At 34.5% G+C, this 15,736-nt stretch carries 19 protein-coding genes; 17 read left to right on the top strand and 2 right to left on the bottom strand.

The window, feature by feature from the left end; translation table 11 throughout:
• Position 1: 1 nt before the first annotated feature.
• The 3 genes from H9L01_RS02485 (at position 2) to H9L01_RS02475 (ending at position 2,299) form a co-directional block, all read left to right on the top strand.
• Positions 2-412: a hypothetical protein gene (locus H9L01_RS02485; protein WP_187534454.1), complete on the top strand. Its 411-nt coding sequence runs from the start codon at positions 2-4 to the stop codon at positions 410-412.
• A 159-nt stretch (positions 413-571) separates the two neighbouring features.
• Positions 572-1,834, top strand: coding sequence for a UDP-N-acetylglucosamine 1-carboxyvinyltransferase (locus H9L01_RS02480; protein ID WP_187534453.1), 1,263 nt, complete (start codon positions 572-574; stop codon positions 1,832-1,834).
• Between the two features lie 108 nt (positions 1,835-1,942).
• On the top strand, positions 1,943-2,299 hold the full coding sequence (locus H9L01_RS02475) for a DUF2500 domain-containing protein (RefSeq protein WP_187534452.1): 357 nt from the start codon (positions 1,943-1,945) through the stop codon (positions 2,297-2,299).
• A 38-nt stretch (positions 2,300-2,337) separates the two neighbouring features.
• Here the strand turns inward: H9L01_RS02475 and H9L01_RS02470 are convergent, their stop codons facing one another.
• A complete protein-coding gene (locus H9L01_RS02470) occupies positions 2,338-3,003 on the bottom strand; it encodes a helix-turn-helix transcriptional regulator (RefSeq protein ID WP_187534451.1) in 666 nt (221 codons plus the stop codon).
• A gap of 239 nt (positions 3,004-3,242) precedes the next feature.
• On the opposite strand from H9L01_RS02470, the gene pflB reads away from it, so the two are divergent.
• The 13 genes from pflB to H9L01_RS02405 all read left to right on the top strand — a co-directional run bounded on the left by pflB (position 3,243) and on the right by H9L01_RS02405 (position 13,591).
• Positions 3,243-5,477, top strand: a complete 2,235-nt coding sequence (pflB, locus tag H9L01_RS02465) for a formate C-acetyltransferase (protein ID WP_425486353.1) — start codon at positions 3,243-3,245, stop codon at positions 5,475-5,477.
• Positions 5,464-6,207: a pyruvate formate-lyase-activating protein gene (gene pflA / locus H9L01_RS02460; RefSeq protein WP_187534449.1), complete on the top strand. Its 744-nt coding sequence runs from the start codon at positions 5,464-5,466 to the stop codon at positions 6,205-6,207. Before pflB ends, pflA begins: the two co-directional genes overlap by 14 nt.
• 68 nt (positions 6,208-6,275) lie before the next feature.
• On the top strand, positions 6,276-6,656 hold the full coding sequence (locus H9L01_RS02455; RefSeq protein WP_223151041.1) for a GntR family transcriptional regulator: 381 nt from the start codon (positions 6,276-6,278) through the stop codon (positions 6,654-6,656).
• Positions 6,649-7,173, top strand: coding sequence for a hypothetical protein (locus H9L01_RS02450; RefSeq protein WP_187534448.1), 525 nt, complete (start codon positions 6,649-6,651; stop codon positions 7,171-7,173). The genes H9L01_RS02455 and H9L01_RS02450 overlap by 8 nt, the downstream gene beginning before the upstream one ends.
• 9 nt (positions 7,174-7,182) lie before the next feature.
• Entirely contained in the window at positions 7,183-7,932 is a 750-nt protein-coding gene (locus tag H9L01_RS02445) for an ATP-binding cassette domain-containing protein (protein ID WP_187534447.1), read from the top strand.
• Complete coding sequence (locus tag H9L01_RS02440; RefSeq protein ID WP_187534446.1) at positions 7,929-8,747, top strand: ATP-binding cassette domain-containing protein; 819 nt, start codon at positions 7,929-7,931, stop codon at positions 8,745-8,747. Before H9L01_RS02445 ends, H9L01_RS02440 begins: the two co-directional genes overlap by 4 nt.
• Positions 8,748-8,791: 44 nt before the next feature.
• The gene (locus H9L01_RS02435) at positions 8,792-9,427 is read left to right on the top strand and encodes a hypothetical protein (RefSeq protein ID WP_187534445.1); all 636 of its coding nucleotides are present in this window, start codon (positions 8,792-8,794) and stop codon (positions 9,425-9,427) included.
• 140 nt (positions 9,428-9,567) lie between these two features.
• Positions 9,568-10,095: a hypothetical protein gene (locus H9L01_RS02430; protein ID WP_187534444.1), complete on the top strand. Its 528-nt coding sequence runs from the start codon at positions 9,568-9,570 to the stop codon at positions 10,093-10,095.
• 13 nt (positions 10,096-10,108) lie between these two features.
• A complete protein-coding gene (locus H9L01_RS02425; RefSeq protein WP_187534443.1) occupies positions 10,109-10,846 on the top strand; it encodes an ATP-binding cassette domain-containing protein in 738 nt (245 codons plus the stop codon).
• Positions 10,847-10,851: 5 nt separating this feature from the next.
• The gene (locus H9L01_RS02420; protein WP_187534442.1) at positions 10,852-11,670 is read left to right on the top strand and encodes an ATP-binding cassette domain-containing protein; all 819 of its coding nucleotides are present in this window, start codon (positions 10,852-10,854) and stop codon (positions 11,668-11,670) included.
• Positions 11,667-12,350 (top strand): hypothetical protein, encoded by a 684-nt coding sequence (locus tag H9L01_RS02415; RefSeq protein ID WP_187534441.1) that lies wholly within the window; start codon positions 11,667-11,669, stop codon positions 12,348-12,350. Before H9L01_RS02420 ends, H9L01_RS02415 begins: the two co-directional genes overlap by 4 nt.
• A gap of 29 nt (positions 12,351-12,379) precedes the next feature.
• Positions 12,380-13,132, top strand: a complete 753-nt coding sequence (locus tag H9L01_RS02410) for a threonine/serine exporter family protein (RefSeq protein ID WP_187534440.1) — start codon at positions 12,380-12,382, stop codon at positions 13,130-13,132.
• Positions 13,133-13,141: 9 nt separating this feature from the next.
• Positions 13,142-13,591 carry a threonine/serine exporter family protein gene (locus H9L01_RS02405; RefSeq protein ID WP_246449139.1) on the top strand — a complete coding sequence of 150 codons (450 nt, stop codon included), beginning with the start codon at positions 13,142-13,144 and terminating at the stop codon, positions 13,589-13,591.
• Here the strand turns inward: H9L01_RS02405 and H9L01_RS02400 are convergent.
• Positions 13,563-14,192, bottom strand: a complete 630-nt coding sequence (locus H9L01_RS02400) for a cyclase family protein (protein ID WP_187534439.1) — start codon at positions 14,190-14,192, stop codon at positions 13,563-13,565. The two genes, H9L01_RS02405 and H9L01_RS02400, sit on opposite strands and share 29 nt — an antisense overlap.
• 124 nt (positions 14,193-14,316) lie before the next feature.
• On the opposite strand from H9L01_RS02400, the gene H9L01_RS02395 reads away from it, so the two are divergent.
• A complete protein-coding gene (locus H9L01_RS02395; protein ID WP_187534438.1) occupies positions 14,317-15,393 on the top strand; it encodes a hypothetical protein in 1,077 nt (358 codons plus the stop codon).
• The last annotated feature ends 343 nt before the right edge of the window (positions 15,394-15,736 follow it).

Here is a 15,736-nt window from a genome sequence, read left to right as displayed (position 1 = left end):
TATGAAAAAACTTGTGAAACTTGAAATGGTATCTTGGATTGGTTTAGCATGTATTACTTTGCTTTATTCTTTAAGTCTTAAAACCTTCGAAGGATATCTCTTTAATGACTTTCTCTATGCGTTGGGTATATCTGGCATTGTGGTCTTACACCTGTATGCCGATAATATTGCTCGGGCTCAAAAGTACTCTGGCCTTATCTTTACTAAAGTGCTATATCGTGTTAACCGCATTCTCTTTGATATCTATCTGTTACTGACGAGTTGGTCTGTTTATTTCTTTAAATTAAATGATGTAAAAGAAGCAACGATGTTAAACATGGAAAGAATGACCCGTAACTTCATGTTTATCTCAATTTTGGGATTCACTGTGTGCTACTTCGTAAAGCGTCATTATGACAAAGTAAGTAAATAGACTTAAAATAAAAGAACATCTTGACTCCGAGATGTTCTTTTCACATGGATTGGCGTCTCACAGCAATAAAATTATGACAAGTGCGTGAACGATAGAGTCAAGAGCTATTTTTTATGAGTAATTTAAGTTATAATAACTATGGCTAAAGGAGTTGTTTGAATGGCGGAAATTATAAAAATTGAAGGTGGACACAAATTAAACGGTAAGGTAAGAATTGGCGGTGCGAAGAATGCGACAGTAGCATTAATCCCTGCAGCAATTCTCGCAACAAATAGTGAGGTAAATATCTATGGGGTTCCCGATATCTCGGATGTCGAGTCATTATCGATATTGCTTCAAGAACTTAATGTCTCGGTAACATCACCAACACCGGAACATTTTCAAATTAATACATCACAAATGAAAAATGTGGATTTAGACCACGAAGCAGTTACAAAATTAAGAGCATCTTATTATTTCATGGGTGCACTATTAGGTAAATATAAATATGTTAGAATGCAAATGCCAGGTGGATGTTATTTAGGACCACGTCCTTTTGATTTGCACTTAAAAGGTTTTGAGGCATTGGGTGCAAATATCGACTATACTCAAGGTTATTACACAATTTCTGCAGAGAAACTTGAGGGAGCAAAAATCTATCTTGATTTTGCTTCCGTAGGAGCAACCATCAACATCATGTTAGCTGCAACACTTGCAGAAGGTAAAACAGTCATTGAAAATGCTGCGAAAGAACCTGAAATTATTGATGTTGCTAACTTCTTAAATAAGATGGGTGCTAAGATTCGTGGAGCAGGAACGAATGTTATTACAATCGAGGGTGTTGAAACCTTAGATGGTAAAGCACACGAGATTATTCCAGATCGTATTGAAGCGGGAACTTATATCATTATGGCCGCAGCGATGGCTGAGGATGTCACAATTGAAAATATTATTCCACTTCACTTGGATGCTCTTTTATCGAAGTTGATTGAAATGGGTGTTAATGTAGAGGTCGGAATGGACTACGCACGAATTCGTTCATCTGAATCGTTAAAAGGGATTGATGTAACAACTCAAACCTACCCAGGTCTTGCAACAGACCTCCAACAACCTCTCACAACGCTTTTAACACAGGCTACAGGAACATCAAGTGTTCGTGAGACAATCTATGCGGAACGCTTCAAACATTGTACAGAGCTTCAAAGAATGGGAGCTAACATCAATGTTATTCCATCACAAGCAAATATTACAGGACCAACACCTTTATTTGGTGCTAAGGTTGAGGCAACAGATCTACGTTGTGGTGCAAGTCTTGTGGTTGCAGGATTGATTGCAGAAGGTGTTACTGAAATTAGTGAAGTTTATCATATCGATCGTGGTTATGATGATATCGATAATAAACTTCGTTCACTGGGTGCGAAAATCTGGCGCGAAGAAAAATAATAATTTTAAACTCTGTATTCCTAGCAAATGCAGAGTTTTTATGTGGCCGTTAAACTATTCATAATGTTGAAAATGTGGTATATTCAAAGTAGATAAGAGGTGATTGAAATGGAATTCCAAGATAAAACATCTATCTTTGATAGAGGTCCTGAAAATGGAATGTTTACGTTTATTATTATCATCTTTGTTTTGATTATTTTGTTTTTGGTTCTCCGCTCAGTTTATGAATACTTGAGTAACAATCGATCCGAAGAAGTGGTGACAGATGCGAGAGTCATATCAAAACGTATTGATGTTCGGTTAAACTCGGGAGCCTCTAACACACAGTACTTTGTAACGTTTGAACTCGCGGATGGGGAAAGAAAAGAATTCAAGGTAAGTGGAAATCGTTATGGAATTCTCATTGAAAATGATCGTGGTGTTCTCTCATTTCAAGGAACGCGCCTCAATGACTTTATAAGATAAAAAGCAACATTCAGTTTAAAATGAGTGTTGCTTTTGGTTTACTTATTTTTGATTGTTTGTAGGTAACGATAAACGGTTGGTTCAGATATTTTTAGAATCTTCGCTATTTCAGGTACTGCACCTTTGAGTAAGAAGAAGCCGTTATCATATAATAGAGATATTGTTTCATACTTATCGTCTTGCTTGAATTTTGTCACTGGAATGCCTTTAGCAATCGACATTTCATATACTGTATTCTCAGCCATTTCTTCAATTGAACGAGAGAGAGATTCATTGGTAACAGTATGTTCTTCTTCATGTTTATAGGTTCTTAAAAGTACTTCGAGTGTTTCGAGGTTTTTATTTATTTCGTTAAAGATTGATTCGTCAGTATTTACGCAGATCATTCCGACAAGATTTCCCTCGTAACGAATATAAAGAGACGCAGATTTTAATTGCTTATTATCTCGATTTGTAATACCGCGGTAATTAATAGAATATTCGAAGTCATCATCGATCCCTTCCTTGACAGTTTTTAATACATAATCAGTGGCAGGGTCACCAACTTCACGTTTTGTGATGTAGTTATTTCGAATCGCTAGGATTGATGAATCCAGGTCAGTAAGGTCGTGTAAGACTATTTCGGAATTCTTTCCAAGAATTTCTGCAAGAAAGTCTACAAATGGAATATAACGTTTAAGATATTCAGTTGCGTTTGTTGACATGATGTACCTCCATAGTGCCCCTTAAGTATATAAGATTAAGCGGTTTCTTTCAAATGTTTATCTTACAAAATACACGAGATTCGAGAAAACTTTGTGAAATTTAATTCAAAATATATTTATGATTTGTTTTGACTTGATTTGGTAAAATGAAATTATCAAATTATACGAAATGATAAAAAATTATTACGATTGAATAATAATATATAGGAATATTTGGTAAGATGTGATTATAAAAGGAGATGCATATTATGACAAATCAATGGAACGGTTTTAAATCTGGTAAATGGCAAGACGAAATCAACGTACGCGACTTTATTCAACTTAACGTTACTCCTTATGAAGGTGATGATCAATTCCTCGCTGGCATAAGTGATAACACAGAAAGACTATGGGATAAGAGCTTAGAACTTCTTAAAGAAGAAGTTAAGGTTCGTGTCCTTGATATTGAAATGGATGCTATGTCAGGAATTGATAATTTCGAACCCGGATATATCATCAAAGAAGATGAAGAAATTGTAGGTCTTCAAACAGATGCACCTCTTAAACGTATTATTAACCCTTATGGTGGTATTCGTTTAGTAGATAACATTCTTGAAACATACGGTAGAAAAATGGATGACAAGACAAGCTTTTTCTTCCACAACTACACAAAAACACATAACCAAGGTGTTTTCGATGGTTATACTCCTGAAATTCGTAAGTATCGTACAACAGGTCTTCTAACTGGATTACCTGATGCTTATGGACGTGGACGTATCATTGGTGACTACCGTCGTGTTGCACTTTATGGTATTGATCGCCTTGTTGAAGAAAAGAAAAAAGATCTTGCAGCAATCAAAAAGATTACAGCAGATACAATTCAACTCCGCGAAGAAGTTAACGAACAAATTCGTGCATTAGGTGCTATTAAATCAATGGCAGCTAAATATGGTTTTGATATTAGCGAACCTGCAAAGAATGCTCAAGAAGCAATTCAATGGACATACTTTGGATACCTAGCAGCTATCAAAGAAAATAATGGTGCTGCAATGAGTTTAGGTCGTACATCAACATTCTTAGATATTTATATCGAACGTGATATTGCAGCTGGAATCATTGATGAAAAACAAGCTCAAGCATATATTGATCAATTCATTATGAAACTTCGTTTAGCACGTCACTTACGTACTCCTGAATACGATGATCTCTTTGCTGGTGATCCAACATGGGTTACAGAATCAATCGGTGGTATGGGTAAAGATGGCCGTACATTAGTAACTAAGAACTCATTCCGTTACTTACATACATTAACAAACCTAGGACCTGCACCAGAACCTAATATGACTGTTCTTTGGTCAGAAGATCTTCCAATTGGCTTCAAACGCTACTGTGCTAAGATGTCAATCGAAACAGGTGCTATCCAATATGAAAACGACGATATCATGCGTCCAAACTTTGGCGATGACTACGGAATCGCATGCTGTGTTTCTGCAATGGAAATCGGTAAACAAATGCAATACTTTGGAGCACGTACAAACTTAGCTAAAGCATTACTCTACTCAATCAATGGGGGACGTGATGAAGTTAAGGGAATTAAAGTTCTTGAAGATGTTCCAACAATGGACGACGAAATTCTTGATTACGATAAAGTAATGAAACAATACGATGCAGTCTTACAAGAAGTTGCTCAAGTATATGTTGATACAATGAATATCATTCACTATATGCATGATAAATATGCATATGAAAAGAGCCAAATGGCACTTCACGACACAAATGTTGAACGTCTCATGGCATTCGGTATCGCTGGACTATCAGTCGCTACTGACTCCTTATCCGCAATCAAATATGCTCAAGTTAAACCAATTCGTAATGAAGAAGGACTTGCAGTTGATTTCGAAATTGAAGGAGATTATCCAAAATACGGTAATGATGATGACCGCGTTGACGATATCGCAGTTGACTTGGTAGAACGTTTCTCACGTTACCTCAAATCACACGAAATCATTCGTGATGCAAAACATACATTATCAATTCTTACAATTACTTCAAACGTTGTTTATGGTAAGAAGACAGGATCAACACCTGATGGACGTCATGCAGGGGAACCATTTGCACCAGGTGCAAACCCAATGCACGGTCGTGATAGTTCTGGAGCACTTGCTTCATTAAACTCAGTTGCTAAGATTCCTTATGCAGATGTTTGTGAAGACGGAGTTTCAAACACATTCTCAATCGTACCTCAAGTTTTAGGTAAGAGTGAAGACGAAAGAATTAATAACCTTGTAGGTGTTATGAATGGATACTTCAGTCAAAAAGCTCACCACTTAAACGTTAACGTATTAAATCGTGAGTTATTAGAAGATGCTATGCAACACCCAGAGAAATACCCACAATTAACCATTCGTGTATCTGGTTACGCTGTAAACTTCAACCGTTTATCGACAGAACAACAAAAAGAAGTTATAAGCCGTACCTTCCATGAAACAATCTAGAACCGGATACGTCCGTAAGTTAGAAACAATGGGAATGGTGGATGGCCCAGGGATTCGTACTATTGCGTTTCTCTCGGGTTGTCCCCTTCGCTGTTTATTTTGCCACAACCCAGATATGTGGCGTACAGATCCGAAGGATGCAATAACTGTCGATGAGCTTGTCACAAAATTGAAACGTTATAAACCTTATTATGGTGAAGAGGGAGGGGTAACGTTTTGCGGTGGCGAACCTTTAAACCAACCTGAGTTTCTATATGATGCGATGAAAGCATGTAAGGCTGAAGGAATTAGTACTTGTCTTGATACGTCTGGATTTGGACGTGTTGATACATTTGATGATATCCTAAGTGTCACTGACACAATTCTCTATGACATCAAAGGTCTTGAGGAAAAGAAATACCGTGAAATGACCAGTGCTCCACTTCGTGTAACGCAACAATTCCTTGCGAAAGCACAAGAACATGGTGTGAACATTTGGATTCGTGTTGTTATTGTGCCAGGATTCCACGATACTTATGAGTATATGGATGAACTTGCTGAGTACATTGCACCACTTAATAATATTGAAAGAATTGAACTTCTACCGTACCATACGATGGGAGTTAATAAATACGAAACAATTGGTAAAGAATATCCACTAGATGGTGTTCCTGCCATGAATAAAGATACATGTATGGAGCTTCAAAAATACTTAATTTCTGAAGTTGACCGTATACGAAAGGAAGCTTAGGCTTCCTTTTTTCTTTACAGAATTAAGATTACTGTATATAATAGGTATATACAGATAGAGGTGATACGGTGGACATTAAATTGAAGAAAACGGTCAGCATGCCGATATATGAACAAATAATGATGCAGATCCAAGAGAAAATTGTGAATGGAAATCTTGAATCAGGACAAATGCTACCGTCAATGCGCGTACTTGCCCGTGATTTAGAGGTAAGCATCATCACAACTAAAAGAGCTTATGAAGAACTTGAAAAGCTTGGTTATGTCGTGATGGTAGCGGGGAAAGGTTGTTATGTTTCCGAAAAGAAACCAGAAACTTTTCAAACTATCTATCGTAAAGAACTGGCTAATAACATTAAGTCAATGATGCAACAAGCAAAAAATTCAGGAATAAGTTATGAGGATTTTCTCAATGAAGTGAAAGAGCAAGGAGGAAAAGTTTATGATTAACATGTTAGTAAGTACAATTAGAGACAGATTTCTTTATATTATAGGTACTACCCTTTTGATTATGATTTTCATTGATCCAGATTCAACCCTTGAGAGGAATATGTTTTGGATTCTTATGTATACGGTTTTATCATCAAACCCAGGAAGATTGTCAGTAGGCTATTTTAGTACACTTCCTATAGAAATGAAAAATATAATTTATCAAAAATTAATAGAAACGTTAGTAATAATAACAATTTACATGACAGTTGCTATGATTCAAGATGTTGCTTTTACTGATCAGATCATATTAATTTATATGTTAGAAATTCTGCTTTCGTCTATGTATTTCAAACTTAATGTTGGAAAAAACTCGTTACAAAAAAAGTACTGGTTCTTGGATTTAGCTGCAATAGTCGCTGTATGGTTCCTATTTACTTTAGCACCATCAATAAACTTAAAAATACTTGTATTGCTAATACCTACTGCAGGTGTAGTGTACCGACTTAAGACTTTACAAAAATTGGATTTCGAGTAGGAGGACGTCATGGAGAATAGAATCAAAATAGAGAGTCTGCAAAGAACGATAACTGTAGAAAAACCACAAAAAAATGTGCTCAAAGTAGGGCCTGTTTCCCTAGATATATCCGGAAATAAAATAATAGGAATATTTGGACAAAAAGAGTCTGGAAAAAGAACATTTATACAATTATTGTCGGGAATTAAATATTCTGATTCAGGGGTGGTGATTTTTAACGAAAAAACATGGTTTAAAAATGAACTCGCGTATATTCCTTCGGAATTTCCATTTAATTCAAAAATGAAAGTTAAAGATATAATAACAACGTATCAGACATTATATTGGGATAGTTGGGACGATGATAAATGGAAGTATTTTCTTATTAGATATAATATAGATCCAACACTAAAAGTTTTACATTTATCTTTGGAAATGAAACAACAACTAATCGTAGCTGTCTCCTTGTCTCATAATGCAAAAATTCTAATCATTGATGAACCTAAAGAAGGGTTTGAACCGTTTATAAGAAAAGAAATTTATGATGATATTATTAAATGTACGTATGAATATGAAAGTATCACATTCATTTCTACAGATGATACTGAAGTTGTGAATGATGTAGTTGATCATATTCTATATTTTGAACAGGGTAGTGCTATAATCAATGCCAGCAAATTTGATTTTCCAGAAGAAGCCAATAGAATTCTCAATACGGATAACAACAAAATGAATATTACAGAATTTGTAGAGGAATATAACAGGAGGAATCAAAAATGATTATAATAGAAAATGTTACTAAGAAACGTAAAAACTTGGTTCTTGAAATTGATCACCTCGAAATTTCCCAAGGTCTTGTAACAATGATTGTGGGAAAAAAATCTTCTGGAAAGAGTACAATATTAAAGCTCATAAGTGGAGCCATAGAATTTGATGCCGGAGTCATAAAAATTGATGATATGTCAATTGACAAATACAAGAAGTATCATGGGATTTTTTATGCACCAGACAAAGCAGTTGGGAAACAAAACATGACTGTATTTAAAAATATCGATCTCTTTGAAGATATGATTCCTAGTTTTGATTCAAGGAAGTTAGAAAGAGCTCTAAAGTTAGCAGATATTCCCCCACATCTTAAATTAGAGGCACTTTCTAAAGAACAACAAAAACGATATATGTTGGAATTATTCAAGTTGACTAACGATGCGATGTTACTCATAGATGGATCCATGAGTTGCATGGATGAAGAAAACAAACTAAACGCAAAACAACTGATTCAAACGCATCTAATCAATGAAAGCAATTATGTCGTGATGGCCTCAAACAATGCGGAAGATATTGAAATGTTTGGTGATCATTTAATCTACCTTAAAAATAACGAAGTATTCTTTGAAGGAACTGCCTTAGAAATGCAAGAAAGATATCAAATGTGGCAAGGAAAAGAAGAGGAATTACCCAAACTAGGAGTAGTTGGAATCAGAAGAAATAAAGAGACATTAGAGGCTTTGATTGATACGTATGTGTTTGACCTTGCCCCAGTAGAAAGACTTGAACTCAACGATCTTCTAAACATGCTAGAAAGGGGTTCACGATGAAAAAATTTATTAGAAAATCCAGCAAGTGGTATTATGGATTGATTATGTTAGTACTAGCAATTACAAGTATGATTGCTGCATCATCATTTAATCTTGGTTTAGTCTATTTATTTGATTCTTCAATAGAGCAAATAATAGAGAAGATATATATTAGTCAATTAGTAGTATTTATGATGAATACATTTGCATTTGTATATTTACTAGGGAGTGTTTACGAATATACATTTACAACTACGAATCTATCATTTTTATTGTCAAGAGTAGATGCTAAAGAAGATATTAAGGAGTTTCTGTTTATAAGAGCATTAATTCCTTACCTGGCTGTTACTGTTATAAACTACATGATATTTTATTCGAAATTCGAGGCACTAACGCAATATAACCCCAGAATTGTTGTTGATCCACTACAGAACATAATTCTATTATGTATTGTTGCGATTACGATAATATCTATGGTCATATACTATAAAACAGAAAATGTTTTTAAACCTTCTCTTGAGAAAAAAGTAATTATGTATGTTGTATTCTTATTTGCATTTACTTACCTTCCGACATTAATAAATGATGCGGATTTCTCTGGAAGAGGAATACTTAGTCTAGTGTTTATTGTGGTGATGTTAGGAATGGATGCTTATTACTTATACCAAATTAAATCAAGTAAAAAAGTAGATCTTTGTTAAATAAAAAGTATCATCATAAATAATATGAGCACGTATAGAACTCCCAGACAACAGTAAGTCAATGATGCTAAACGAAATAATTGAAAGAAATAGTTATTAATATTTTCTTATTGTAGTAAAAGGGCAAGGAGGGAAAATTTATGATTAGAATTTTCAAGATTAACATGAGAAATAACTTCAAGAATTTAATCTGGGCTCTTATTGTAGTAATGTTACTCGTTAGAAATGATTGGGGAAACGAATTTGCATGGGGAATTGCTTTAGGTTATTCATCATTTACTATAAGAGATACTTCAATCGCTCAGGGTTACTTTAAAACCTTACCATTCAGTATCAATGAATTTATAAAAAGTATGTTACTCGATACAATAATATTTTTTATAATCACATCTGTAGTTCTTTATATCAAAGGATTCCAGGTTAATTTTGATTTGTCATTTGCGTTAATGGTAATTACTTGGTTATCGCTAGCAATGTATTTCAAGTTGAACTTAGGAAAAAATTCAAAGGATTTCGCATATATATTACTGGATCTCCTAGTTGTAACAGTAATATGGATATTATTTAGTATGAGTCAGAATATTATAGCTAAACTAGTAATAACTGTGGTATCAGTATTTCTAGATGGATACCGCTTGAATAAACTTAAAAAACTTGATTTCGAATAGGAGGGCAAATACGATGAATAAACTACATATTGAAAAGCTTCAAAGAGAGTTGTTGAAAGATAATGCTTTAAATGTGAAATTCAAATGTGGTCCTGTTAATTTAGATGTACAAGGTGGCCAAATAATTGGAGTTTTCGGAGAAAACGGTTCTGGAAAGACGACATTTATTAAACTTCTAACTGGAATTAAATATAAAGATTCTGGAATAATAAATTTTAATGATAAGGACTGGTTCAATAACGATCTTGCTTACATTCCTGATTTATTTCCTTTCGGACCTGCTACAAAAGTTTCGGAGATATTAAAACTTCATGAAACCCTATTTGGTAATCTGTGGGATAGAGATACTTGCTTAGCGTACTTAGATAAGTATCATGTTGATGAAACATCGAGTTCAAAGAATCTCTCTTTAGGGATGAAACAAAGGCTCATGGTAGCTGTTGCCTTATCTCACAAACCGAAACTTCTTATCTTTGATGAACCGATGGCAGGTATTGATCCTTTTGTTAGAAGTGAAATTCTTGACGATATTATAGATTACACATATGAAAATGAAAGTGTCACAATAATAAGTACACATAATATCGAAGAGGTTAATGATGTTGTGGATTATGTTTTATATTTTGATGAAGGATATCCTATCATCAATGCTGATATTGTGGAATTTTCAAATATAGCGCATCAACTCATAGAATCAGACTCGCAAGTAATTGATATCAAAGAATTTGTAAGTGCCTACCAAAGGAGGTAATTCAAATGATTGTATTAGAAAATGCAACTAAGAGTAGAAGAAACTTGGAAATTAACATCGATTACCTAGAAATTCCCAAGGGCCTCGTAACCATGATTGTGAGCCGTAATTCAGGGGGAAAGAGTTCGCTGTTAAAAATCCTATGTGGCGCCCTAAGTTTGGATCAAGGAACGTATTCTGTTGATTCATATTCGCTAGAAGACTACAAGAAAAATAATACTGTTTTTTATATGCCGGATTCTGTCCCTGTTACTCCTCATATGGGAGTATTCAGTAGTACTGTTTTGTTTGAGAAAGTTTATGATGGGTTTAATGCTCGAGTATTCGAAAGAAACTTAATCAGTGCTGGCATTCCAACACACTTAAAAATAAGAGAATTGTCAAAAGGTCAGCAAAAGAAATATATGTTTGAGTTGATGAAATTAAGCAATTCAAAGATGCTACTGTTAGATGAACCTACCAATGGGCTTGATGAAAAGAATAAAATAGAGTTTAAAAATATGATTCAGACATACTTACTCAATGAAGAAAACTATGTAGTCATCGCATCTAATAATGTTGAAGACATTGAAAATATTTGTGATCATTTAGTTTATATGAAGAATGGGAAGAAATTCTTTGAAGGAAGTGTCTTAGAACTTCAAGACCGATATAAATTGTGGACAGGAAGTAAAGAGAAAATTCCGACTGAAGGAGTTGTGGGGATTCGAAAAAAGAGAGACTTTGTAGAAGTATTAATTGATACTACAAAAAACAATAGTAATGAAGTCAGTGAAATCAAACTCCATGATTTATTAATTATGTTAGAAAGAGGAACTGTATGAAAAACTACATAAACAGGTCATGCTTACGTTACTATGCTTTTATTCTCCTCGTGATGGTTCTTTCACTGTTGGTTGCCTCTACTGCTGATAATTATATCGCTATTGATTTGCTAGAAAATAATCAAACGCTTATGTTGGATTATTTCTATACGAACCAAATCATTGTGTTTATATTTAATGCGGTAGCATTTATATATTTTCTTAAATCATCCTATGTTTCTATACAGGAACCTACAGTTCTCTCCTATATACTTTCAGGCAAAGAAAGCGAAACAGAAATAAGAAAATATCTATTTTACAGAGCTCTAATACCTTATCTAATTACAACGATGATGGTATCGTTTGTATATGTTGGTTGTTTTAAATCTTTACTACCGTATTTTCCAGGGATATCCTTTGGATTAACTCAGTTAATTATTTTAACGACAATGGTTGTAGTATCCATTATTGTAATGACACTATACTTTAAGACACAAAGACCTCTGTTGATATCGAATACATCGAATGCATTTTTTTACTTATTTATGTTTTTTAGTCCTGGGTATTATTCGATAATAAGTAAATTTAAGAATCCGCATGGGAGTGTGATAGTATTTTCCGTCTTCTTAGTCTTTATGGTTGCTATGATGGTTCTCTATATCTTTGAAATTAAATCCAACAAAAAAATAGATATCTGTTAAAATAGAGTTAATGTTAGCGGGGTGGTAGTGTGGATTTCTTAGATGAAGAAAAATTAATGGATGCTTGCATGATTGCAGGCAAGATATTAATGGAAAATGGTGCCGAGATGCATCGTGTAGAAGATACAATGAATCGCATTTTAGATGTACGACATGGCGATGGGGAAGCAATGAGCTTTGTAATTCCAACTGGGATTTTTGTTACGACTCGTTATGGTAGAACAACGAAAATGAAGCGAATCGTGAAACGTCGTCAAAACTTAGAAATGATCGTTGAAGTAAATAGCTTATCGAGACAATTTAGTGCTCAAGATTTATCAGTTGATGAGTTGTATGACGCGCTAACCGAACTTGAAAAAAATGAAGCCGACTTTCCATACTGGCTAAAGATCGTCAGTTCAGGATTGATTAGTGGCTTCATGATGCTTCTGTTCGAGGGTTCATTTCAAGATATTGGTATTACGATGTTGATTGGTGCTTTAGGATATAGTTTTTACTCTTATCTTGCAAGAGTTATGAAAGCACGATTTATCCAAGAATTTGTAGCTACCTTCCTAATGGCGCTTCTGGCTAATGGCTTGAATCAACTCGGTTTGGTTACCAATCCCGATACAGTCATTATTGGAAGCATTATAATATTGGTTCCTGGAATTCAAATTATGAATTCAATCCGTGACTTTTTAGCAGGTAACACAATTTCTGGAACTGTATTTATGATGGAAGCTATGGTAATAGCAGGGATGATTGGGGCAGGCGTAATGTCTGCACTCAAGATGTTTTAGGTGATGAATATGGATATGAGAGTCTTAGTACAAGCATTAAGTAGTTTTGTATCAGCATTTTTCTTCGGCATTATCGTAAATGTTCCGAGAAAAGTGTTGTTTAACTGTGGCTTTACTGGAATGGCTGGTTGGATTAGCGCTTGGATTCTAATGCAACTGGGAGTCAGTCAGATTATCGCTGTGTTTATCGGATCAATTTTCGTATCATTCTTGTCAATCTATTTTGCTAAGAAAAACCGTATGCCTGCTACAACCTTTAATATTCCAGGTGTTTTTCCACTCGTTCCAGGGATTGCAGCTTATCAAACCGTTAACGCATTTGTAAGTGGTGATTACATTTTAGGAATGGGATTAATCGTCAAAACATTCTCAATTTCAGTATCGATAGCACTTGCGATTGTTATGGTTGAAGTGTTCTACCGCTTCTTTGTTAGAATGGCTTCTCGTCGTCCACAATAGCGTAAGCACGTATGAGAGATGCTTCTGCGTGAATTCTTAAAGGAACCATGTGGATAACAATGTCTTTATAATCTTCTAATGATGCGAGATTGGTTAAGTTTTCCACAATCAAAACATCATGATTAAAAAGGTGTTGATGAACTTCAAAGGGATCCTTGTCTGGAGAAGGAGAATCAAACCCTACTACTTTGACTCCTGCATCAATTAAGGCATCAGCAAGAGACAGCGTAATGATAGGATGGTTGCTGTAGTAATCATCAGTACCATAATAAGTATCGTAGTTTGTTTGGAAAATGACTATCTTAGAATTTGAGATAGTATCTTGAATACTCTGTGTTAAATCAATGATTGGATCAGATGTTTTAATAATCGTTGGCGTACCAATGAAAGTATCAAGAGAGTAGTCATCAATGTGCTTTGTATTATCAGATAAATGACATGGTGAATCAACGTGTGTCCCATTATGGAGTGACGTAGTGAGTCGTGTTGTTAAGTATCCATCTTTTTTTAATGAAGTAATTTCTTTAATTACTGTTTTTGGATCTCCAGGATATGTTGGGGTATGATCATTGAGAGGGTGTGAAAGATCTATTATTTTCATGGTGAGTATCTCCTTTGTTAAGTTAATTATAAAGGATAAAATTCATTAGTGAGGATAAACTCGTAGTTGCAATAAAGTAATAGCGTATGAAATTCATGATGATAGGGAATATCTTGGAGGAAACATGAAGAATCGTAAAATAAAGGTATCACTTCTAGCAATGTTAATGTTCATCACTTTTGGAATGAGTATTGAGGCAAGTGGTGGTCAAATAAGTTCAGGTAATGTAGTGAGTTGTAATGGACAATTGTATGGCAGCCATGGTCCAGATAATCACTGGCATCGTGCATCAAAAAAAGGTAATCGTTATTATCCTGATGGTGATAACCTTGGTTACTCTAATCCTTGTGGTGGTGGTTCAGCACCCGCACCTGCATCAAACAATTCGGAACAAAAACGAGTTGCTGCTGAAAAGTCAGAAGCTGCTCGAGTAGAAAATGAAAGAATCGCGGCAGAGAAAGCAGAAGCAAAAAGGATTGAGGACGAAAGAATTGAAGCGGAAAGATTAGAAGCTGAAAAACTGGAAGCGGAAAGACTAGAGAAAGAACGTCTTGAGGAAGAACAACGTGCTAAAGAAGAAAAAGAACGCCTTGAGAGTGTAGAGATTGATAATATAAAACTCGAAACAAAAACGAAGGGCTTTGTTCCTTTGAATTTGAATCAAAGCAATATATATCTAGCGGAACAGCCATTTCCAACGAATATTCAAGTTGATTTAAAAAACAAAGATGCAAGTTATAAAGTGGAAATGGATAAATCAGAAAATTTTAAAGAATCTAAAATCAATGTTGAAGTTACTTCAGAAGATGAATCAAAATCAAAAAAATATGTTTATTCAATTATATATATTGATGAAAACATGAAATTTGATGATTATAAAATTACAGTAATTTCAAGTGGAGAAAATATTGAATTGTCTCCAGGTGGAAATTTCATGAAAATTTCTAATAAAGATTATAAACATATTAAAAAATTTAATATTCAAGGATTGAAAGTGAATGATACTTCAATCGGTGGAAAAGAGTTGGAGTTTAATGAAGAAGAAAACATAATAGAAGTTACTACTCTCAGTGGACGATTTTCTATTCCCTTAGAAGTTGAGAGTAGCGGATCGGTTGCTGTTGGAGTGGCTGTCACTGCTACCGGAGCTGCTGCAGGAGCGTTTGGTGTTCATACATACCTGAAAAAGAAACGGAAATAGACACTCAAATAATAGATATTAATTTGAAAAGTAGGTGGACGGTTCATGAAAGACTGGAAGAGTTATATTGTAATTGTTATTTTTGTAGCAGTATTTACTATTATATATAGTCAAGTAGTACCGCTTTATATGACTGAGAAACAATATCTAATCAGTTCGGCAACACTTGTCGTTGGTAGTTTGATCGTAATAAGAATAATTACTAAAAAAAATAAATAATCGAAGTAAAAGCGAGCGTGACTATCATAAAGTTATGAATCGCTTTTTAGTTTATTGCTAAATAGTACGAACATTCACTTACACAACCATACGTGGTATAATATTGTGGAAGTAATGAGGGGAT

Source organism: Erysipelothrix inopinata, from assembly GCF_014396165.1.
Classification (GTDB): domain Bacteria; phylum Bacillota_I; class Bacilli_A; order Erysipelotrichales; family Erysipelotrichaceae; genus Erysipelothrix; species Erysipelothrix inopinata.
Note: the sequence above shows the minus strand (reverse complement) of the source record. Positions and strands in the feature narration are given on the sequence as shown.

Bases quoted from the DNA above. Each gene is read 5' to 3' on its own strand.
- H9L01_RS02415 (WP_187534441.1), top strand. From the start codon at position 11,667: ATGAAAAACTACATAAACAGGTCATGCTTACGTTACTATGCTTTTATT.
- H9L01_RS02395 (WP_187534438.1), top strand. From the start codon at position 14,317: ATGAAGAATCGTAAAATAAAGGTATCACTTCTAGCAATGTTAATGTTC.
- H9L01_RS02475 (WP_187534452.1), top strand. From the start codon at position 1,943: ATGGAATTCCAAGATAAAACATCTATCTTTGATAGAGGTCCTGAAAAT.
- H9L01_RS02420 (WP_187534442.1), top strand. From the start codon at position 10,852: ATGATTGTATTAGAAAATGCAACTAAGAGTAGAAGAAACTTGGAAATT.
- H9L01_RS02400 (WP_187534439.1), bottom strand. From the start codon at position 14,192: ATGAAAATAATAGATCTTTCACACCCTCTCAATGATCATACCCCAACA.
- H9L01_RS02430 (WP_187534444.1), top strand. From the start codon at position 9,568: ATGATTAGAATTTTCAAGATTAACATGAGAAATAACTTCAAGAATTTA.
- H9L01_RS02445 (WP_187534447.1), top strand. From the start codon at position 7,183: ATGGAGAATAGAATCAAAATAGAGAGTCTGCAAAGAACGATAACTGTA.
- H9L01_RS02435 (WP_187534445.1), top strand. From the start codon at position 8,792: ATGTTAGTACTAGCAATTACAAGTATGATTGCTGCATCATCATTTAAT.
- H9L01_RS02470 (WP_187534451.1), bottom strand. From the start codon at position 3,003: ATGTCAACAAACGCAACTGAATATCTTAAACGTTATATTCCATTTGTA.
- H9L01_RS02440 (WP_187534446.1), top strand. From the start codon at position 7,929: ATGATTATAATAGAAAATGTTACTAAGAAACGTAAAAACTTGGTTCTT.
- pflA (WP_187534449.1), top strand. From the start codon at position 5,464: ATGAAACAATCTAGAACCGGATACGTCCGTAAGTTAGAAACAATGGGA.
- H9L01_RS02425 (WP_187534443.1), top strand. From the start codon at position 10,109: ATGAATAAACTACATATTGAAAAGCTTCAAAGAGAGTTGTTGAAAGAT.
- pflB (WP_425486353.1), top strand. From the start codon at position 3,243: ATGCATATTATGACAAATCAATGGAACGGTTTTAAATCTGGTAAATGG.
- H9L01_RS02405 (WP_246449139.1), top strand. From the start codon at position 13,142: ATGGATATGAGAGTCTTAGTACAAGCATTAAGTAGTTTTGTATCAGCA.
- H9L01_RS02480 (WP_187534453.1), top strand. From the start codon at position 572: ATGGCGGAAATTATAAAAATTGAAGGTGGACACAAATTAAACGGTAAG.
- H9L01_RS02450 (WP_187534448.1), top strand. From the start codon at position 6,649: ATGATTAACATGTTAGTAAGTACAATTAGAGACAGATTTCTTTATATT.
- H9L01_RS02485 (WP_187534454.1), top strand. From the start codon at position 2: ATGAAAAAACTTGTGAAACTTGAAATGGTATCTTGGATTGGTTTAGCA.